Annotated in this window: 19 protein-coding genes; 8 read left to right on the top strand and 11 right to left on the bottom strand. The window is 63.4% G+C overall.

Annotated features, from left to right (window positions below; translation table 11 throughout):
- The 6 genes from Q0X85_RS02880 to miaA form a co-directional block, all read right to left on the bottom strand.
- On the bottom strand, positions 1 to 1,176 hold the full coding sequence (locus tag Q0X85_RS02880; protein WP_297768733.1) for a VWA domain-containing protein: 1,176 nt from the start codon (positions 1,174 to 1,176) through the stop codon (positions 1 to 3).
- A complete protein-coding gene (locus Q0X85_RS02875; RefSeq protein ID WP_297768794.1) occupies positions 1,173 to 2,051 on the bottom strand; it encodes a MoxR family ATPase in 879 nt (292 codons plus the stop codon). The genes Q0X85_RS02880 and Q0X85_RS02875 overlap by 4 nt, the downstream gene beginning before the upstream one ends.
- 68 nt (positions 2,052 to 2,119) lie before the next feature.
- Positions 2,120 to 4,537, bottom strand: coding sequence for an aerobic carbon-monoxide dehydrogenase large subunit (locus tag Q0X85_RS02870; RefSeq protein ID WP_297768730.1), 2,418 nt, complete (start codon positions 4,535 to 4,537; stop codon positions 2,120 to 2,122).
- Positions 4,534 to 5,028, bottom strand: a complete 495-nt coding sequence (locus tag Q0X85_RS02865) for a (2Fe-2S)-binding protein (RefSeq protein ID WP_297768727.1) — start codon at positions 5,026 to 5,028, stop codon at positions 4,534 to 4,536. Before Q0X85_RS02865 ends, Q0X85_RS02870 begins: the two co-directional genes overlap by 4 nt.
- A 14-nt stretch (positions 5,029 to 5,042) precedes the next feature.
- A complete protein-coding gene (locus Q0X85_RS02860) occupies positions 5,043 to 5,897 on the bottom strand; it encodes a xanthine dehydrogenase family protein subunit M (protein WP_297768725.1) in 855 nt (284 codons plus the stop codon).
- Positions 5,898 to 6,040: 143 nt separating this feature from the next.
- The gene (gene miaA, locus Q0X85_RS02855; protein WP_297768723.1) at positions 6,041 to 6,928 is read right to left on the bottom strand and encodes a tRNA (adenosine(37)-N6)-dimethylallyltransferase MiaA; all 888 of its coding nucleotides are present in this window, start codon (positions 6,926 to 6,928) and stop codon (positions 6,041 to 6,043) included.
- A gap of 140 nt (positions 6,929 to 7,068) precedes the next feature.
- Between miaA and pyrH the strand changes: the two genes are divergently transcribed.
- From pyrH to rseP, 6 genes are read left to right on the top strand one after another with little or no spacing between them, the layout of a single operon-like run.
- Entirely contained in the window at positions 7,069 to 7,794 is a 726-nt protein-coding gene (gene pyrH, locus Q0X85_RS02850) for a UMP kinase (RefSeq protein ID WP_297768719.1), read from the top strand.
- 48 nt (positions 7,795 to 7,842) lie between these two features.
- The gene (frr, locus tag Q0X85_RS02845; RefSeq protein WP_297768716.1) at positions 7,843 to 8,406 is read left to right on the top strand and encodes a ribosome recycling factor; all 564 of its coding nucleotides are present in this window, start codon (positions 7,843 to 7,845) and stop codon (positions 8,404 to 8,406) included.
- On the top strand, positions 8,406 to 9,149 hold the full coding sequence (locus tag Q0X85_RS02840; RefSeq protein WP_297768713.1) for an isoprenyl transferase: 744 nt from the start codon (positions 8,406 to 8,408) through the stop codon (positions 9,147 to 9,149). The genes frr and Q0X85_RS02840 overlap by 1 nt, the downstream gene beginning before the upstream one ends.
- On the top strand, positions 9,146 to 9,925 hold the full coding sequence (locus Q0X85_RS02835) for a phosphatidate cytidylyltransferase (RefSeq protein ID WP_297768710.1): 780 nt from the start codon (positions 9,146 to 9,148) through the stop codon (positions 9,923 to 9,925). The genes Q0X85_RS02840 and Q0X85_RS02835 overlap by 4 nt, the downstream gene beginning before the upstream one ends.
- Positions 9,922 to 11,100: a 1-deoxy-D-xylulose-5-phosphate reductoisomerase gene (gene dxr / locus Q0X85_RS02830; RefSeq protein ID WP_297768707.1), complete on the top strand. Its 1,179-nt coding sequence runs from the start codon at positions 9,922 to 9,924 to the stop codon at positions 11,098 to 11,100. Before Q0X85_RS02835 ends, dxr begins: the two co-directional genes overlap by 4 nt.
- Positions 11,101 to 11,103: 3 nt before the next feature.
- The gene (rseP, locus tag Q0X85_RS02825; RefSeq protein WP_297768705.1) at positions 11,104 to 12,453 is read left to right on the top strand and encodes an RIP metalloprotease RseP; all 1,350 of its coding nucleotides are present in this window, start codon (positions 11,104 to 11,106) and stop codon (positions 12,451 to 12,453) included.
- Positions 12,454 to 12,489: 36 nt separating this feature from the next.
- On the opposite strand, the gene glp is transcribed toward rseP, so the two are convergent.
- The 5 genes from glp to Q0X85_RS02800 are packed head-to-tail and all read right to left on the bottom strand — an operon-like array spanning position 12,490 to position 16,547.
- Positions 12,490 to 13,662: a gephyrin-like molybdotransferase Glp gene (gene glp, locus Q0X85_RS02820; RefSeq protein ID WP_297768702.1), complete on the bottom strand. Its 1,173-nt coding sequence runs from the start codon at positions 13,660 to 13,662 to the stop codon at positions 12,490 to 12,492.
- Positions 13,659 to 14,135 carry a cyclic pyranopterin monophosphate synthase MoaC gene (gene moaC, locus Q0X85_RS02815; protein ID WP_297768698.1) on the bottom strand — a complete coding sequence of 159 codons (477 nt, stop codon included), beginning with the start codon at positions 14,133 to 14,135 and terminating at the stop codon, positions 13,659 to 13,661. Before moaC ends, glp begins: the two co-directional genes overlap by 4 nt.
- Complete coding sequence (trpC, locus tag Q0X85_RS02810; protein WP_297768696.1) at positions 14,135 to 14,950, bottom strand: indole-3-glycerol phosphate synthase TrpC; 816 nt, start codon at positions 14,948 to 14,950, stop codon at positions 14,135 to 14,137. Before trpC ends, moaC begins: the two co-directional genes overlap by 1 nt.
- Positions 14,947 to 15,969 carry an anthranilate phosphoribosyltransferase gene (gene trpD, locus Q0X85_RS02805; RefSeq protein WP_297768694.1) on the bottom strand — a complete coding sequence of 341 codons (1,023 nt, stop codon included), beginning with the start codon at positions 15,967 to 15,969 and terminating at the stop codon, positions 14,947 to 14,949. Before trpD ends, trpC begins: the two co-directional genes overlap by 4 nt.
- Positions 15,966 to 16,547: an aminodeoxychorismate/anthranilate synthase component II gene (locus Q0X85_RS02800; protein WP_297768691.1), complete on the bottom strand. Its 582-nt coding sequence runs from the start codon at positions 16,545 to 16,547 to the stop codon at positions 15,966 to 15,968. The genes trpD and Q0X85_RS02800 overlap by 4 nt, the downstream gene beginning before the upstream one ends.
- Before the next feature lie 136 nt (positions 16,548 to 16,683).
- On the opposite strand from Q0X85_RS02800, the gene Q0X85_RS02795 reads away from it, so the two are divergent.
- Positions 16,684 to 18,195 carry a divergent polysaccharide deacteylase family protein gene (locus tag Q0X85_RS02795; protein ID WP_297768688.1) on the top strand — a complete coding sequence of 504 codons (1,512 nt, stop codon included), beginning with the start codon at positions 16,684 to 16,686 and terminating at the stop codon, positions 18,193 to 18,195.
- 117 nt (positions 18,196 to 18,312) lie between these two features.
- On the top strand, positions 18,313 to 18,807 hold the full coding sequence (locus tag Q0X85_RS02790; RefSeq protein WP_297768684.1) for a hypothetical protein: 495 nt from the start codon (positions 18,313 to 18,315) through the stop codon (positions 18,805 to 18,807).
- Positions 18,808 to 18,809: the final 2 nt, after the last annotated feature.

Genomic DNA, 18,809 nt, shown 5'->3' with positions numbered 1-18,809 from the left:
TCACAGACGCTCCAGTTGCGGACCAAGTGCGGCCAGATCGTTCAGCGTCGTCGCGGCGGCGAAATGGTCGAGATGGGGCAGGGCGGCAGCCATGGCGGCTGTCACCGGTTGATATTCTTTCCAGCCTTTCAAAGGGTTGAGCCATAGGATGCGCGCACCGCGCTTGCGCAGGCGGGTCAGGGCATCGACGAGCGCCTCGGGAGTGTCTGTATCGTAGCCATCCGAGAGGATCACCACAACCGAACGGGAATTGACGCAATGGCGCGCCGGTCCCTGGGCGAATTGCGCCAGCGATGCGCCGATTTTTGAGCCGCCGCCAAACCCTTCGGCCAAGAGTGACAGGCGGTTCAGCGCACGAAGCGGATCGGGATCGCGCAGCGCGTCCGATATGCGCAGCAGACGGGTGTGAAAGAGCCAGGCATCCGTGGCGTCATCAGCACGGACAAGGCCTGACAGAAAGGCAAGAAACACTCGTGCATAAATTGTCATGGAGCCCGAGACATCGCAAAGAGCCAGAATCCGCACCTTGCGGTCCGGGCGCTTTTTGCGGGGCAGGCTGAGCGGCTCGCCGCCGGTCGACAGGCTGGCGCGTATGAGACGACGAAAGTGGATCTGGTCGCCCTTGCGTGCGGCGCGGCGGCGTCGCGCACGACGATAAGCGAGGCTGCGTGCGATGCGCCGGGCCACGTCCTCGGCTGCCTTGATGTCCTGCGGGCTCACAAGTTTGCGCATGTCCTCGCGCATCAAGTTGGCGGTGCGGCTGGCGATCAGTTTGCCGGTCCCGTCGCCATGCGCGTCGCCTGCACCGTCGTCCGGGGAATGGACCTTGCCGGGCGCGTTGCTGCTATGGCCCTGCGCGTCGCGGCTGTTTTCACTGTGTTCTCCTTTGCGCGCGGTAGGAGCGGTCTTCTCGCGGACCCGGCCCGCGTTGAGCCAGTAGCTGTCAAAGAGCGCGTCGAACTGTGAGGCCTCACCCGCGTTGCTGGCACAGACCGATTTCAGTGCGCGCCGCGTCTCTTCCGGGTTGGCCGCATTGACATGGGTCAGCGCGGCGAGCGCGGTCTGTGTCTCTCCCACGCCGAGCCGGAGACCATTGCCGCGCAGGTGGTTTATAAAGCCTGCGACGCGCGCTGATGGCCCCGGATCGCGGGCGGCAAAGCGGGTGACGCGGCTCATGCAGCTTGCCCCGCGAGGCGCTGCGCCACTTCGGTCGTAATATTGGCGCGGTCGGCTTGGGTCTTGAGCAGGGTGGCCAAAGCGGCTTGCAGGGCCACGGGGTCGTGAGTCAAATCATTGATCCCGAGCCCGGCGAGCGAGGCCGCAAAATCAAGAGTTTCCGCGATACCGGGTGTCTTTTCCAGATCCTCACGACGGATTTGCTGCACGAAGCTGACGATCTGCCCGGTAAGCTGTCGGTCGAGTCCGGGGCACCGGCTTTGCAGTATCGCAAGCTCTGCAACGCGATCAGGGTAATCGACATGGGCATAAATGCAGCGTCTGCGCAACGCGTCTGAGAGGTCGCGGGTGCCGTTGGCGGTCAGGATCACCATAGGTCGCACAGTGGAGGCTATGGTCCCCAACTCGGGAATTGTGATCTGAAACTCTGACAGGATTTCAAGCAGGTAAGCCTCGAACTCTTCATCGGCGCGGTCGATCTCGTCGATCAGGAGCACGGGGGGCTCCGTTTGCCTGATCGCCTGCAAAAGCGGCCGCTCCAGCAGGTAGTCATCGGAAAAGATACGCGCCTCGACACCCGCGCCTGTCTCCCCGCCTTCGGCTGCGGCGCGGATAGCGAGAAGCTGGCGCGGGTAGTTCCATTCGTAGATTGCCTGTGCGGCATCCAGCCCCTCATAGCATTGCAGCCGGATGAGGCGCGCGGATTTTAATGCGGCGAGCACACGCGCCACCTCGGTTTTGCCCACCCCCGCCGCTCCTTCGAGCAGGAGGGGGCGCCCCAGTGAAAGTGCGATATGCAAAGCCATCGCCAGATCGTCGCCCGCGATATAGCCCTGCGCCGCCATACCCTGTTGCAGATCGCGCCAGTCCGCCATGCTGTCCCGCTCTTTCATTGTTCCTGAAATACGCCGGGGGGCGCGGGGGGCAGCGCCCCCCTCTGCCCTCAACCATGTAGCCCCAGATCATGCGCCGCTTTCCAGATGCGCCAGTGATCATGCGGCATGTGGCTTTGCCGCAGACCAAAGGGGCGCAGCGCGTCATGAACAGCGTTGGAAAAGGCCGGAACACCGCCCACGTTCGGGCTCTCACCCACGCCCTTGGCCCCGATGGGATGATGCGGCGACGGGGTTTCGGTATGGTCGGTGGTATAGTGCGGCGTCTCCCACGTGGTCGGGATGAAGAAATCCATCAGTGTGCCGGTCTTGACGTTGCCCATATCGTCATAGGCAATCTCTTGTCCCATGGCGATGGCGAGGGCCTCGGTCAGACCGCCATGCACCTGCCCCTCGATCACCATCGGGTTGATCCGGGTGCCACAATCGTCAAGCGCGTAGAATTGCCGGATCTCTGCCTCGCCGGTGTCCACGTCGATCTCCATGACGCAAATATAGGCCCCGAACGGATACGTCATGTTGGGTGGGTCGTAGTAGCTGACCGCTTCCAGCCCCGGCTCGACGCCCGGAATGGCCTGATTGTAGGCGGCATAGGCAATATCGGCCATGGTTTTGAAGCGTTCCGGCGCGCCCTTGACGACAAAACGGTCTATGTCGAATTCGACGTCATCGTCGTGTACCTCCAAGAGATAGGCCGCGATCATCTGCGCCTTGGCGCGGATCTTGCGCCCGGCGAGGGCCGTGGCCGCGCCTGCCACTGGGGTCGAGCGGCTGCCATAGGTGCCAAGGCCGTAAGGGGCGGTGTCAGTATCGCCTTCCTCTACCGTGATCTTGTCCGCTGGTATGCCGATTTCAGATGCGAGAATCTGGGCAAAGGTTGTGGCATGCCCCTGGCCTTGGGAAATCGTGCCAAGGCGGGCGATGGCCGATCCGGTGGGATGGATGCGGATCTCGCAACTGTCGAACATGCCCATCCCGAGTATGTCGCAATTCTTGACCGGGCCCGCGCCGACGATTTCGGTGAAATGTGTGAGACCGATGCCAATCAGCCGCCGCGTCTCGCCGCGCCTGAATGCTTCGACGCGTGCGGCTTGTTCGGTGCGCAGGCCGTCGTAATCCACGGCTTTCAGCGCCTTGTCCCACGCGGTTTGATAGTCGCCCGAGTCATATTCCCATCCGAGTGCCGAGTGATACGGGAATTGATCGGCACGGATGAAGTTGATGCGCCTGAGTTCCGCCGCGTCCATGCCGAGCTCGATGGCCAGAATCTCGATCATCCGTTCGATGAAATAGGCCGCCTCGGTCACACGGAACGAACAGCGATAGGCGACCCCGCCGGGGGCCTTGTTGGTATAGACGCCGTCGACGCCCACGTAGGCCACGGGGATGTCATAGCTGCCGGTGCAGATGTGAAAGAAACCGGCCGGAAACTTGGTGGGATCGGCGCAGGCGTCGAACGCACCGTGATCAGCGGTGACATGGGCCTCCAACGCGGTGATCTTGCCCTCCTTGGTGGCCGAAATCCTGCCTTTCATCCAGTAGTCGCGGGCAAAGGCGGTGGCCATCAGGTTTTCCATCCGGTCCTCGACCCATTTGACCGGCAGGCCGGTCACGATGCTGGCGACGATAGAGCAGACATAGCCGGGGTAGACGCCCACCTTGTTGCCAAAGCCGCCGCCGATGTCGGGGCTGACCACGCGGATGTTGTGTTCGTCGATGCCCGAAAGCAGCGACGCCACGGTGCGCACCACATGCGGCGCCTGAAAGGTGCCGTAGACCGTCAGCTTGCCATTGACCTTGTCCATCGAGGCGACGCAACCGCAGGTCTCCAACGGGCAGGGGTGGGTGCGGTGATAATAGATCATTTCCTCGACCACCACATCAGCGCTGCCGATCACCTCTTCGGTGGCGGTCTTGTCGCCCTCTTCCCAGAGGAAAATATGGTTGGCGTGGCGCCGGGGGCCATGGGCGCCGTCAGCACCGGGTTGCAGATCCTCGCGCAGCACGGTGTCGGAGTTGAGAGCCTCGAACGGGTCGGTGATGACGGGTAGCTCCTCATACTCCACCTCCACCAGTTCCACGGCATCCGCGGCGACATAGCGGTCGCGCGCGACGACATAGGCCACCTCTTGCCCTTGAAAGAGCACTTTGCCATCGGCCAGCACCATCTGCTTGTCGCCAGCGAGGGTGGGCATCCAATGCAGGCCCAGAGGCTCCAGATCCTTGGCTGTCAGTACGGCCACCACCCCATCGAGGGCCATGGCCGCAGACGTATCGACAGAGACGACGCGCGCATGTGCATAAGGCGAGCGGACGAAATCGCCAAAGAGCATGCCCGGCAGCTTGATGTCGTCGACGTAATTGCCTTTTCCTTGAGTGAATCGCGCATCCTCGACGCGCCTGCGCGCAGAGCCGATCCCCTTGAGGTTTGCGGTGCGGTCGTCGCGGTCGGGGGTCAGGTCATTCATTGCGCGGCCTCCTTGGCGGTGTTGATCTCGCTTGCGGCGGCAAGCACCGCCTTGACGATGTTCTGGTATCCGGTGCAACGGCAGAGATTGCCTGCCATGCCAAACCGCACCTCTTCCTCGGTCGGGTCAGGGTTTTCCTTGAGCAGTTGTGCTGCGCGGGTGATCATGCCTGGCGTGCAAAAGCCGCATTGCAGCCCATGATGTTCGCGAAACGCCTCTTGCAGCGGGTGCAGCGAGTCGGGTGTGCCGAGGCCCTCGATTGTTGTGATTTCGGCTCCGTCCGCCTGCGCGGCAAAAACCGTGCAGGACTTGATCGAGCGCTCGTTCATCAGGATGGTGCAGGCTCCGCAATGGGATGTCTCACAGCCGATATGCGGCCCGGTGATGCCGAGGTTTTCGCGCAGGACATGAATGAGAAGCGTGCGCGGTTCCGCCAGCAACTCGTGGCGTGTGCCGTTCACATTAAGGGTGATCTGCATCTTTTTGGACATGTGGTTTCTCTCTTTCAGGCGCGTGACCATGCGCGGGCGATCGCGCGCGCCAGGATAATCCCGGCAGTGTGGCGTTTGAACGCGACGGGGCCGCGGTTGTCCTCCGTCGGGTCTATCGCCTCCTGCATGGCGTTGATCGCCGCGATTACAGCGTCCTCGCCACAATCGGTGCCAATGAGTGCCTCGCCAGCTGCCTCGGCCCAGACGGGCACATCCGAGAGGTTGGTCATTGCGATGGAGGCACCTGTGCAATGCTCGCCCTCTCGGGTCAGGATCACTGCTGCGGCGGCTGTGGCGTAATCGCCGATCTTGCGTTTTTGCTTTTGATAGGATTGCCCGCCGTTGGGCGCATCAAAGCTGACAGCGGTCAGGATCTCGTCATCCTCGCGAGCGGTCATGTAGGCCGCTTCGTAGAAATCCCGCGCCTCGATCTCGCGCGCAGCATCGGGACCGGTGACGTGAAACGTGGCCCCGAGACATTGCATGAGGCCGGGCATGTCATTGCCGGGATCACCGTTGGCCACATTCCCCCCGACAGTCCCCATTGCGCGCACCTGCGGGTCCGCGATCTGAAGCGCGGCCTCACGCAGGATGGGGACCAGCGTCGCAAGCCCCTCATGGGCGATGATTTCTTCCTGCGTCACCATCGCGCCAAGCGTGATGCGGTTGCCGTCGACGGTGATCCCGCGCAGGGCGTCGATGGCCTGAAGGTCAATCAGATGCGGCACCTCGGCCATGCGCAATTTCATCATCGGAATGAGGCTGTGACCGCCCGCCACGACTCTGGCTTCGTCACCATGTTCGTGCAAGAGCGCAAGCGCGCCTTGCAAATCATCGGGTCGGTAATACTCGAAAGCGGCTGGAATCATGCGGTCTCCTCCCAAAGACACGGCCAATCGGCCATGCCTTGAATTTGGGCGGTCGGCCTTGCAGCTGTCGCCTCACATGTCCTGAAACCCGCAGTTTCGTGCACGAAATGCGAATTGGCTGCACGAAATGCGAACGCCGCAAGTCAGCCTGATAATGTTTCTGCGGCAACCGTCCGCCATTTTTTCATCCGGGCACGGAACCACGTTCGCTGTCGCTTGGCGTATTGGCGGGTGGCGATGGTGGCGGCCTCGCGGGCGGTTTTGAGCGTGATTTCGCCGTTTAGGTGCGCGATAAGTTCCGGTGCGCCGATGGCTTTCATCGAGGGGCGCGCCGGATCCCAAAGAGGCAGGTTGCTGCGCGCCTCATCGAGCGCCCCCGCCGCGAGCATGGCGTCGAAGCGATGTGCAATACGCTCGCTCAGCCATTCCCTGCCGGCCTCGACCAACAGAGGCGTGCACGCGTCAAGCGGCAAGACGGGCGGCGGCGTATCGTCCTGCCATGCCGCCAATCCGCGCCCGGTAGCGCGCTGCACCTCCCACGCGCGCTGCACGCGCATCGGGTTCAACCTGTCGATCCGGTCGGCTGTGGCAGGGTCGAGCGCGTCGAGCATAACAGTCAGCCCCGCGGTTTTCAGCAGGTGATCGGCCTCCGAGCGTATCCCGGGCGGGGTGGCCGGTATATCGGCCAGCCCTTCGGTCAGCGCCGTGAAATATAGCCCGGTTCCGCCGACGATAATCGGCCTATGCGGAGAATGCAAAAGCGGCGTCACCTCGCGCAGCCAATGCCCGACGGAATACTCGGCAAGCGGTCCGATATGTCCAAACAGCCGATGGGGCTGGGCCGCCTCATCCTCGACACTCGGGCGGGCCGACAGAATACGCCAGTTTTCATAGACTTGTAGCGCGTCGGCGTTCACGACCACGCCGCCTTGCGCCCGCGCGATCATCATGGCGAGGGCGGATTTGCCGCTGGCGGTCGGGCCAGCGATCAGCACCGGGCGGTGCGGGTCGATGTCTGCGAGCAGGCTCATGGGCACGGGTTAGCGCCAATCGCCTGGTTTGGCGAGGCGGTTTGCCGCCTTTTCCATTTTGGCACCGCTTTCTGCGATTGCACCTTGGGCGCATTTGCGACATTTTGCGCGGGATTGAAGAGACGCAGCGGAGATTGCCCATGACCACCCCGGAAAGAGCCAAGTTCAGCCGCGTCATGCTCAAGATTTCCGGTGAGGCATTGATGGGCGATCAGGGGTACGGTCTGCATCCGCCAACGGTCGAACGGGTCGCGCGCGAGGTCAAGATCGTGCATGATCTGGGGGTCGAAATCTGCATGGTGATCGGCGGCGGCAACATCTTTCGCGGGCTGCAAGGGTCGGCGCAGGGTATGGAACGGACCACTGCCGATTATATGGGGATGCTGGCCACGGTGATGAATGCCCTGGCGATGCAGAGCGCGCTTGAAAAGATGGGCGTGTTCTGCCGGGTGATTTCAGCCATCCGCATGGACGAGGTGGCAGAGCCCTATATCCGCCGCCGCGCCGTGCGCCACCTCGAGAAAAAGCGGGTCTGCATCTTTGCCGCCGGCACGGGAAATCCCTATTTCACGACCGATACGGCGGCGACATTGCGCGCCAACGAGATGGCCTGCGAAGCGATATTCAAGGGCACCAAGGTGGATGGGGTCTATGACAAAGACCCGATCAAACACGCAGATGCAACGCGCTTTGACCGGGTCACGTATGACGAGGTGCTGGCGCAGCATCTGGGGGTTATGGACGCCTCCGCCATCGCCCTCGCGCGCGACAATAATCTACCGATCATCGTCTTCTCTCTTGACGAGCCGGATGGATTCAAAGGCATTCTTGCGGGCGAGGGCACCTATACAACCGTCCACGGATAAGGCTAAACAGGACGCAAAGACACGTGCCGCAAGAAGGACCAGGATAAAATGGCGGAAGATTTCGAAATCGACACAGGCGATCTGGAGCGCCGGATGGATGGCGCGATGACATCTTTGAAGGCGGAGTTTGCATCGCTGCGCACAGGCCGCGCCTCGGCCTCGATGCTGGAGCCGGTGATGGTCGACGCCTATGGCCAGAAAACACCGATCAATCAGGTCGGTACGGTAAACGTGCCGGAGCCGCGCATGGTCACGATCAATGTCTGGGACAAGGGCCTTGTCGGCAAGGTCGAAAAGGCCATTCGCGAGAGTGGTCTGGGCATAAATCCGCAGCTCAACGGCACGATCATCATGTTGCCGATCCCTGAACTCAACGAGGAACGGCGCAAGGAGCTGACCAAGGTCGCATCGCAATATGCCGAGCACGCGCGGGTGGCCGTGCGCAACGTGCGGCGCGACGGGATGGATCAGATCAAGAAGGCAAAGGCCGACGGCATGTCCGAGGACGACCAGAAATTCTGGGAAACCTCGGTGCAGGAACTGACCGATCAATACATCAAGCATGTCGACGAAGCCCTTGAGACCAAGCAAGCGGAGATCATGCAGGTCTGATGACGAAGAACGCGCGCATGGCAGGCAAATCACCTCAGGGCGAGGGTCCACGCCACGTGGCGATCATCATGGATGGCAATGGGCGTTGGGCGCAAAAGCGCGGACGCCCGCGTCTCTTTGGTCACCACGCCGGGGCCCGGCGCGTGCGCGAGATCGTGCAATCCTGTCCCGGTCTTGGTGTCAAGTACCTGACGATTTTCGCGTTTTCGACCGAGAACTGGAAGCGAACTCAAACCGAGGTCGCCGGTTTGATGAGCCTCTTTCGGCGCTACATCATGAAGGAAATGCAGGAATTCGTGCGCGAAAATGTGCGTGTGCGCTTTATCGGGGACCGCCCTCGGCTGGATGCCAAGCTGCGTGGATTGATGGACGACGCAGAGAGCATGACTGCCCATTGCACCGGTACCAACCTGACCATCGCACTCAATTATGGGGGCCGCGATGAGGTCTCGCGCGCGACCAAGCGGCTCGCGCTCGACGTCGCGGAAGGGCGGCTCAGCCCTGCGGATGTGGATGAGGAAACCCTGCCAAGGTATCTTGATACCTGTGTTCTGCCGGACCCCGATCTTGTGATCCGCACGAGCGGCGAGGCGCGGATCTCCAATTTTCTACTCTGGCAATCGGCCTATGCGGAATACGAATTCATCGATACGCTTTGGCCGGATTTCACGCCTGATATTTTTGCCGGTCTTCTCGCACAATATGGCACTCGGGACCGTCGCTTCGGCGCCGTATCCGCATGAGCGGGGGCGCGCGCTGGTCCGATCTGATGCCACGTGTGCTGTCCGGGCTGGTGATGATCGCGGTTGGCGCGCTCTTGATCTGGCTGGGCGGCCTGCCGTTCGCCGGGTTTGTCTGCGCCCTCGGCGGCGCAATGATCTGGGAGGCGGCACGGATGTTCAGCGCTCCTGATGCGCTTCGCTCCGGCGCTCTGGCCGCCGCATCACTGGCGCTTGTGCTGTGGTTGCCGGGTATCATGGCGGTACCGGTCCTGCTCGCAGCCGTCATTGTGGCAACTAGCTCTGTCGAGCGAGAGCGCGGACCGTTTTTCGCCCTCGCGCTATGGTCGTTGCTTGGATGCTTTGCGATGGCGACCCTGCGCGCCGATGCGGGTATGATCTGGGTGCTTTGGCTGGTTGCTGTCGTGGTCGTCTCGGATGTGGCGGGCTATTTCGCTGGACGCGCCTTGGGCGGCGCAAAATTCTGGCCGAGCGTCAGCCCCAAAAAGACGTGGTCGGGCACCATCGCGGGGTGGCTGGGTGCGGCGATTGTCGGGTTGATCTTTGCCGCGCCGACCGGAGCTGGGCTTGCTCTCGTAGTGGTTTCGGTGCTGGTCGGTTTTGCGGGGCAGCTCGGTGACATCGCGGAGAGCGCGGTCAAGCGCCTGCGCGGCATAAAGGACAGCTCCGGGCTGATCCCCGGACATGGCGGCGTCCTCGACCGCTTTGACGCGATGCTTGGTGCGGCCCTGGTCGTTCTGGCCCTGCGCGCACTTGGTCTTTTGCCGGGGGTGGCATGAAACGGGTTTCCATTCTGGGCGCGACCGGCTCGGTCGGGCAGAACACGATTGACCTGATCGCGCGCGCGCCCGGCACATACGATGTCGTTGCGCTGACGGGGGGGCGCAATATCGCCCGGTTGGCCGCCGATGCGGTTGCGCTCGGGGCTGATGTGGCCGTGACCGCAGACGAGGCACTATTGCCCGATCTGCGGGATGCGCTTGCCGGGACCAATATTGAGGCCGCAGCTGGCGCGCAGGCGCTGGTCGAGGCGGCTAGCCGCCCCGCACATTGGGTGATGTCGGCCATTGTGGGCGCGGCGGGTCTCGCGCCCGGCCTCGCGGCTCTGGAGGCGGGCGCAACGCTGGCCTTGGCCAACAAGGAGTCGCTGGTCACGGCAGGGCCACTGATGATGCGTACCGCCCGCACGAACCGTGCGACTATACTGCCCGTCGACAGTGAGCATTCAGCCGTCTTTCAGGCGCTTGTTGGCGAGGATGCGGCGGCGGTCAGTCGAGTGATCCTTACCGCGTCGGGCGGGGCGTTTCGGGATTGGCCGCTGGACCAGCTTCAGAGTGCCACCGTGGCCGAGGCCTCCAGCCATCCCAATTGGGACATGGGCCAGCGTATCACGATCGACTCGGCCTCGATGTTCAACAAGGCCTTGGAAATGATCGAAGCGCGCGAGTTCTTTGGCCTGGCACCGTCGCAGATCGAGGTGCTGGTGCATCCGCAATCGCTGGTTCATGCGTTGGTCGGGTTTTGCGACGGCGCTTTGATGGCTCATGTGGGTCCGCCTGACATGCGCCATGCGATCGGTTACGCGCTCAACTGGCCGCAACGTCAGGCGTTGCCGGTCGAGGTGCTGGATCTGGCAGCGGTCGGCACGCTGGAGTTCCGCCCGCCCGACCCGGCACGCTACCCTGCCTTGCGGCTCGCGCGCGGGGTGATGGAGGCGCGCGGCCTCGCGGGGGCGATTTTCAACGCGGCCAAGGAGCGGGCGCTTGATCATTTCATCGCCGGTCACATCGGTTTCACCGACATGAACATTGTAGTCGAAGAGGTGCTGAACGCGCTGACCGACACGCCGGACGCGCGCAATTCGGATCTGACCCTTGATGTGGTGGCCCATATGGACCATTTGGCAAGAGAGCACGCCGACACGGTCGTGGCTGAGCGAACAAATCAAGGATAAAGCGTGGACATTCTGACGTTTCTGCCGCAATTTGGCAATGTTTTCATGACGATACTCGCCTTTGTTGTGGCGCTCTCCGTGATCGTGGCGGTGCATGAATACGGGCACTACATCGTCGGGCGCTGGTCTGGGATCAAGGCCGAGGTGTTCTCTTTGGGCTTTGGCCCGGTGCTGTACTCGCGGATCGACAGGCATGGCACGCGCTGGCAACTGGCCGCTTTGCCCTTTGGTGGCTTTGTGAAGTTTCTGGGCGATTCTGATGCGGCAAGCGGCAAGGATGGCGCGGCGATGTCGCAATTGCCGCCGGAACGTCTGCGCCAGACCATGCACGGTGCGCCGCTTTGGGCGCGCACCGCCACCGTCGCGGCAGGGCCGGTGTTCAATTTCGTGCTGTCGATCCTGATTTTCTCTGCTGTGATGATGACAGGCGGCAAGACCGCTGATCCATTGACGGTGGGCGCGCTCAAGCCCTTGCCGGTCGAGGGGATAACGCTGGAACCGGGGGATCAGGTTCTGGCGATCGAAGGCCAGAGCCTGCCGGACGTCGCAGGCGGAGAGGTCTATGACGACCTGATCGACGGCCTTCCGATGGAGCCGCTGCTCAGCTATGAGATCGAGCGCGATGGCCGACGGCAAGAGGCTTTGGGCCCGCAGCTGATGCCGCCGCTGATCAGTGGGCTGGCTCCGCAATCGGCCGCGTTTGCGGCGGATTTGCGGGCCGGGGATGTGATTACCTCCGTGAATGACATGCCTGTTGTCGCTTTTTCCCAACTCAAGGACGTGGTCGAGGGCTCGAACGGCGCGCCTCTGGCATTGTCGATGTGGCGTCCCGGAGGTGAGACCTACGATGTCACGATCACGCCGCGCCGCGTCGACGAGCCTCAGCCTGAGGGCGGGTTCCAGACCCAGTGGCGTATCGGCATTGCCGGCGGAATGGCGTTCGAGCCGGCAACGGAGCGGCTTGGCCTGTTCGAGGCGATGGGCGATGCGGTGGGCCAGACCGGCGAGATTATCCAAAGCTCGCTCTCGGGTCTTTATCACATGGTCACCGGGGCGATCAGTAGCTGCAATATGTCCGGCCCGATCGGCATAGCACAGGTGTCAGGCGCAATGGCCAGTCAGGGCGCGCAGAGCTTCGTGTGGTTCATAGCGGTACTGTCGACCGCGGTCGGGCTGCTGAACCTTTTTCCCGTGCCGGTGCTGGATGGCGGACATCTCGTGTTCTATGCCTATGAGGCGGTCACTGGCCGCCCCCCGAGCGAGCGGGCGCTGCGTATCCTGATGAGCGTTGGCCTGACGCTGGTGCTGTCGCTGATGCTGTTCGCGCTGTTCAACGACATCTTCTGTCCATAATGGCTGGGAGGTCGCAAACGCGCCGCAAGCCAGGTCTCATAAAGGCAGGTATTCCACCATCTCGCCCGCGCTGCGCGCGGGATCACTGGCGGGACGCACCATCAACGCTTCGGCATTCGCAAGAATTCTCAAGAGAGAACTGTCCTGTTTGTCTTCGGGTCTGATACCGTCCGCCGAGAGCGCGGCGCGCATGTAATGCTCACGTGGCCCGTTTCGGGGCAGGGGGCACGCGAGAGGGGCCGTCTTGCGCGGTGTCGGACACGCGCCAAACCCCAACATGACCCGCAGCATTGGCGCGAGGAAGACGTGCCCGCACACCATCGCCGAGACCGGATTGCCCGGCAGTCCGACCATGGCGGCATCGCCCATGCGGCCGGCCATCAGCGGCTTGCCGGGGCGCATGGCTACCTTGTAAAAGGCGCGGTCCATCCCGAGATCGCCTGCCACTTGGCCCACCAGATCGTGATCGCCCACCGAGGCCCCGCCGATGGTAACGATCAGATCTGCACCATGGGCGAGGGTGAACCCGGCCGTGAGAGACGAAACCGTGTCGCGCGCGATTGGCAGGATACGCGCCTCTGCCCCGAGGCTGTCCAGCAGGGCCTTGAGACCGAACGTGTTGGACGCGATGATCTGGTCGGGTCCGGGGGCCTCGCCCGGCATGACAAGCTCGTCGCCGGTGGACATGAGCGCGATCTGCGGTTTGCGGCGTACCGGGACGTCGGCGATATTCATCGAGGCCAGCAGCGCAATATCCGCCGGGCGCAGGAGGCGCGGCGCGGCGATGCTCTGGCCTTCGCGAAAATCGCAGCCGGCGGGGCGAATATGGTCCTTGGTTCCGATATCGGTGCCGAGCGTGATGGTGTCGCCGCCGCGCGTCACGTCCTCCTGAATGATGACGCGGGTCGCCCCCTCGGGTAGCGGCGCGCCGGTGAAGATGCGCACCGCCTCTCCGGCATTTACAGGCCGGCCAAAACCATGCCCCGCCGCCGCCTCGCCGATGACAGTGAACCGCGCGCCGGGTGTGGCCTCGTCTGCGCGGATCGCGTAGCCATCCATCGCCGAGGCGGCAAAGGGCGGTTGATCGCGCCGCGCCGTGACCTCGCGGGCAAGGATACGGCCCGAGGCCTCGGCCAGCGGCACCTCCTCGATTGCCACTGGCTCAACGAGAGCGAAGAGATGCGAAAGGGCGGCGTCAACCGTGATCATTGCGCCTTATACCGCCCTGATTTACCGCCATCTTTGAGTAATACACGAATGCCGCCGATCTCCATCGCCTTGTCCACCGCCTTGGCCATGTCATAGACCGTGAGCGCGGCCACCGAGACGGCGGTCAGCGCCTCCATCTCGACGCCGGTCTGCCCGGTGGTCTTGACCGTGCCCTCGATCCGCACACCGGGCAGGTCAGGGTCGAGGGTCAGCTCGACTGCCACCTTGGTGACGGGAAGCGGGTGGCAGAGCGGGATCAGATCGGGGGTCTTCTTGGCCCCCATGATGCCGGCGAGTCGCGCAACGGAGAGCACATCACCCTTCTTGGCGCGGCCTTCGGCGATGATATCGTAGGTTTCGGGGGCCATCCTGATATGGCCTTCGGCGACGGCGACACGCGCGGTCACATCCTTGTCGGACACGTCGACCATATGGGCGTGGCCCTGACCGTCAAAATGCGTCAGATCGCTCATCAGATACCGCCTGCCGTCATCGGGTTGGCGAGCAGCGTGCGCGTCGCCTGCGCCACGTCCTCGGCGCGCATCAGCGTCTCGCCAATGAGGAAGCTGCGCGCGCCGTAGCGGGCCATTTCGGCCAGATCCTCGGGGGTGGACAACCCGCTTTCGCTGACGATCAGCCCGTCCGGATCAACGAATTTCGCCAGCTTGCGGGTGGTGTCGAGCGAGGTCTCGAAGGTGTTGAGATCGCGGTTGTTGATGCCGATCATGTTGGATTTGAGCGCGTTGGCCCGGTCCAGCTCCTCGCGGTTGTGCACTTCGATGAGCGCGTCCATGCCCCATCGGCTGGCCGCGTCTTCCAGATCTGCCGCCTGCGCATCCGAGACGCTGGCCATGATGATCAGGATGCAATCGGCGCCCCAGGCCCGCGCCTCGGCGACCTGGTAGGGGTCGTACATGAAATCCTTGCGCAGCACTGGCAGATCACAGGCGGCGCGGGCCTGTTCCAGAAATTCCGGCGCGCCCTGAAAGCTCGGCGTATCAGTCAGAACCGACAGGCAGGAGGCGCCGCCCTCGGCATAGGCCTCAGCCAGTGCGGCGGGGTCGAACTCGGCACGGATGAGGCCCTTGGAGGGGCTGGCCTTCTTGATCTCGGCAATCAGGCCATAGCCGGTCTTGCTGGCCCGAAATAACGCCTCGGCAAACGGCCGCACGGGCGGCGCAGCCTCGGCCTCGGCCTCGATCTCATCCTGCGGGCGCTCGGCCTTGGCGGCGGCGATCTCCTCCAGCTTGTAGGTCTTGATCTTGTCGAGGATGGTAGGGGTGGTCATGCGGCCTCCGATGTGAGTTTCGCCAGAGCGGTGATTTTCGCGCGCGCGGCCCCGCTGTCGATGCTTTCGACGGCCATGGCAACGCCAGCGCGCAGGTCGGGCGCGCGGCCGGCCACGGTGAGCGCGGCGGCGGTATTGAGCAGAACCGCGTCGCGATAGGCCCCGGGGGCGCCGTCGAGCAGCGCCTGAAGCGCGCGACCGTTCTCTTCGGGTGTGCCGCCAAGGATGGCCTCGAACGGATGTACGGGCAAGCCGAAATCCTCGGGATGCAGTTCGACCTCGCGGATGGTGCCGTCTTCCTCCAGCGCGGCGACCCAGGTGAGGCCGGTGATCGTCATCTCGTCGGTGCCGTCCGAGCCATGAACCAGCCATGCGCGCTCTGATCCCAATTGCCCCAACGTCTCGGCCATGGGCCGGATCAGATCGCGCGAGAACGCGCCGGTCAGTTGGCGCTTGACGCCGGCCGGGTTGGTCAGCGGCCCGAGGATGTTGAAGATCGTGCGGGTGCCCAACTCGGTTCGTACCGGGCCGACATGGGCCATTGCGGGGTGATGCATCGGTGCCATCATGAAGGCGATGCCGACCTGCGAGAGCGCGCGCTCGACCACCTCGACCCCCACCATCACGTTGAGCCCGAGTTGCGTCAGGGCATCCGCCGCGCCGGATTTGGACGACAGATTGCGGTTGCCATGCTTGGCCACCGGCACGCCCGCGCCTGCGACGACAATCGCGGTCGCGGTCGAGATGTTGAGCGTGCCCTTGCCGTCGCCGCCGGTGCCGACGATGTCCATAGCCCCCTGCGGCGCGCGCACCTTGTTGCATTTGGCGCGCATCACGGCGGCGGCGGCGGCGTATTCGTCGACCGTTTCGCCCCGGGTGCGCAGGGCCATCAGGAAGCCGCCGGTCTGCGCCGGGGTCGCCTCGCCCTCAAAGAGGATCTGGAACGCGGCTTCGGCCTCTTCCCGGCTGAGCGCGCGGTCGGCGGCGGCCCCGATCAGCGGTTTCAGCCGGTCGCTCATGCCGGAACCTGCATCACGTCGAGGAAATTCTGCAATAGCTTGTGGCCATGTTGCGAGGCGATCGATTCGGGGTGGAACTGCACGCCGTGGATCGGCAACTCGCGGTGCTGCAGGCCCATGATCGTGCCGTCCTCAAGCTCTGCCGTGATTTCCAGACAGTCGGGCAGGCTGTCGCGCTCCACCACCAGCGAGTGATAGCGCGTCGCCTCGAACGGCGAGGGCAGGCCCGCAAACACACCTTTTGCGGAATGTTGAATATGCCCCATCTTGCCATGCACGATCTCGGAATGACGAATGACCTTGCTGCCAAACGCCTGCCCGATGGTCTGATGCCCCAGACACACGCCGAGCAGGGGAATTCCCGCCTCGGCGGCGGCCAGCGTCAAGGCGAGGCAGATCCCCGCCTGATCAGGGTCGCAGGGCCCGGGCGAGAGCAGGATCCCGGCGGGACGCATCGCCATCGCGTCCTGCACATTGAGCGCATCATTGCGTTTGACAACGGTCTGCGATCCCAATTCGCCCACGTAGTGGACGAGATTGTAGGTGAAACTGTCGTAGTTATCGATCAAGAGTAGCATTTTGCGCCTGTCCTCTCGTAAAGGGGGCTGGAGGCCTTGGGCCCGGTCGCGATATACTTGTTCAGGCTTGCGCGGCACCGTCAAGGGGCGCTAGGCCGGATATAAGGTAAAACAGGCGGATACGGGGGCAAAGGCAGTGGCACGCGGAGTTCTGGCGGGAATGATTGCGGGAACGGTTGTTTCGGGGCTCGTGCTCGGGACAGCATCGGTTCTGATTGAGATGCCGGGGGGCGTTGCCCCGGAGGCGGATACCGTGGAGGTCACGCCCGGATCGGGGTTCGATCTGAAGCGCGATGACCGGGAGGCGGCCTTGCCCGAAGTTCAGGGTGGTCCCGAGAGCGGTGGGGTGTCGCAGATCGTGCCTCCCGTCCCGGATGATCTTGCGTCACTTGGCGGCGCGGATACCGCACCCGCGCGCCAGCCTGAGACCGGCACCGCGGACGGGTTGGCCGAAGCCCCCGCCGCAACCTCTGAGAGCGCCGGTGTCGAGGTTGAAAGCGAAAGCCCGGTTCTGCCCAGTCCGCAGGTGCCTGCTCCGGCTGTGCCCGAGGGCGAGGGACGTGTTTCGGTGTCTACCGATCCGGCGCAGCCGCCCGCGCCCGACACGGGCGAAGAGAATGCCGGTCTGACGGCGCCAGACGACACCGCCCCTCAGACAGAGAGCCAGGAGTTGCCGACCCAGGAAGACGCGCGCAGTGCAGTGCCCGTCTTTCCCGAGGAAGAACCCGCGCCAGTCCCCTTGCCAGAGACAACGGGTGATGCGGGCTCGATAGAGCCCGTCGCGCCGGATGAGGGCGCTGTTGCACCGTCTGAAGCGGAGCCGGACACCACCGGCGATGAGCAGGCCAAGACGCTCCCTCCGAGCGGTACGATCGACGACCGTGCGGAGGGCGTAACAACCAGCCGGTTACCGCGCATCGGCGAAGCTGAGCCGGACGCCGAGGAAAGTGCCGATGTCTCGGCACCGCAGGGCGCCCTTGAGCGCAACTCCGTGAGTTTCGAGAATCCCGATGACAAACCTTTGATGGCGATCATATTGATGGATGATGGCCAGAGCCCGATCGGTTTGGAGGCCGTGCAGAGTTTTCCCTATCCCCTGAGCTTTGCGGTGGATGTCGACTGGCCCGGTGCGGCCGAGGCGGCGGCGCGCTATCGCGATGCAGGGTTCGAAGTGCTGGCGATGGCCGATCTGCCCGAGGGCGCGCGGGCCGAGGATACCGAGGTGGCCATGCAGGCATGGCTCGATCAGGTACCTCAGGCCGTTGCGGTGCTGGAGGGCACGGGCAATGGCCTGCAATCGAGCCGTGAAGCGAGCGCTCAGCTTGCACCAATCCTCAAGGAGAGCGGCCACGGTCTGGTGATGCATTCCAACGGATTGAACACGGCCCAGAAACTCATTGCGCGCGAGGGCGTGCCATCTGCCAGCCTGTTTCGTGATTTCGACGGCGACGGGCAGAACGCGGCAGCGATACGCCGGTTTCTGGATCAGGCCGCGATGAGGGCCGGGCAGCAGGAAGAGGGCGTGATCATGCTCGGGCGTCTGCGGGCCGATACGATCAGCGCGCTCTTGCTCTGGGGATTGCAGGATCGCGCAACGAGCGTGGCGCTGGCCCCGGTGTCGGCGGTTTTGACGCAAACAAGCGAGTAGACCTGCTTGCGCGGATCACGGGTCAAGACATCAGCGATCCGCCTTGATCTTGCGAAGGTTGCCGCTTAACCTTCCTCGATTGCAGTGCTGATTGGGAGAGTTAATTTGAATTTCAGTATGATGAAAAGTGGTGTGGTTTTCGTGCTGTCCCTTGCGGCGAGTGCTGCGCATGCCGACATGACTGTCCGCTTGGGCGGCGGGTGGGATGGGAACAAGGTTCCCACTGGTCAACAATGCCGCCTCTTTGGCGGCAAGGGCAGCACACCGCCGATGCGCGTGTCCGGCGTCCCGGATGGCTCTGTTTGGATCATCGCTTACTTCAACGACAAGTCCTATGGGCCGCTATCGCGTAATGGCGGGCACGGCACGATCGGGTATCCGGTCAAGGGGGCCACGACCGATCTTCCGGCGGTGCCGGGAATGACATCCAACCTGCCGAGCGGTGCCCGGGTGATCAAGGCGGCGCGTGCGACTGGTGACTATGCCAGCCCTGGCTATCTGCCGCCGTGTTCGGGCGGGCGTGGCAATCGCTACACTGTCGATCTCAAGGCTATTGATCGAAACGGCAAGGTTCTGGACAGCGTCAGTAATGTCGATATCGGTAAATACTGACG

The sequence above is a fragment of the uncultured Roseovarius sp. genome (assembly GCF_947259555.1).
Taxonomy (GTDB): Bacteria; Pseudomonadota; Alphaproteobacteria; order Rhodobacterales; family Rhodobacteraceae; genus Roseovarius.
Note: the sequence above shows the minus strand (reverse complement) of the source record. Positions and strands in the feature narration are given on the sequence as shown.

Coding starts and splice junctions, on each gene's coding strand:
- frr (WP_297768716.1), top strand. CDS start 7,843: ATGGCGGAAGATTTCGAAATCGACACAGGCGATCTGGAGCGCCGGATG.
- moaC (WP_297768698.1), bottom strand. CDS start 14,135: ATGAGCGATCTGACGCATTTTGACGGTCAGGGCCACGCCCATATGGTC.
- trpD (WP_297768694.1), bottom strand. CDS start 15,969: ATGAGCGACCGGCTGAAACCGCTGATCGGGGCCGCCGCCGACCGCGCG.
- Q0X85_RS02800 (WP_297768691.1), bottom strand. CDS start 16,547: ATGCTACTCTTGATCGATAACTACGACAGTTTCACCTACAATCTCGTC.
- pyrH (WP_297768719.1), top strand. CDS start 7,069: ATGACCACCCCGGAAAGAGCCAAGTTCAGCCGCGTCATGCTCAAGATT.
- glp (WP_297768702.1), bottom strand. CDS start 13,662: ATGATCACGGTTGACGCCGCCCTTTCGCATCTCTTCGCTCTCGTTGAG.
- Q0X85_RS02835 (WP_297768710.1), top strand. CDS start 9,146: ATGAGCGGGGGCGCGCGCTGGTCCGATCTGATGCCACGTGTGCTGTCC.
- Q0X85_RS02875 (WP_297768794.1), bottom strand. CDS start 2,051: ATGGCGGACTGGCGCGATCTGCAACAGGGTATGGCGGCGCAGGGCTAT.
- Q0X85_RS02840 (WP_297768713.1), top strand. CDS start 8,406: ATGACGAAGAACGCGCGCATGGCAGGCAAATCACCTCAGGGCGAGGGT.
- Q0X85_RS02870 (WP_297768730.1), bottom strand. CDS start 4,537: ATGAATGACCTGACCCCCGACCGCGACGACCGCACCGCAAACCTCAAG.
- Q0X85_RS02865 (WP_297768727.1), bottom strand. CDS start 5,028: ATGTCCAAAAAGATGCAGATCACCCTTAATGTGAACGGCACACGCCAC.
- Q0X85_RS02860 (WP_297768725.1), bottom strand. CDS start 5,897: ATGATTCCAGCCGCTTTCGAGTATTACCGACCCGATGATTTGCAAGGC.
- miaA (WP_297768723.1), bottom strand. CDS start 6,928: ATGAGCCTGCTCGCAGACATCGACCCGCACCGCCCGGTGCTGATCGCT.
- Q0X85_RS02790 (WP_297768684.1), top strand. CDS start 18,313: ATGATGAAAAGTGGTGTGGTTTTCGTGCTGTCCCTTGCGGCGAGTGCT.
- dxr (WP_297768707.1), top strand. CDS start 9,922: ATGAAACGGGTTTCCATTCTGGGCGCGACCGGCTCGGTCGGGCAGAAC.
- Q0X85_RS02880 (WP_297768733.1), bottom strand. CDS start 1,176: ATGAGCCGCGTCACCCGCTTTGCCGCCCGCGATCCGGGGCCATCAGCG.
- trpC (WP_297768696.1), bottom strand. CDS start 14,950: ATGACCACCCCTACCATCCTCGACAAGATCAAGACCTACAAGCTGGAG.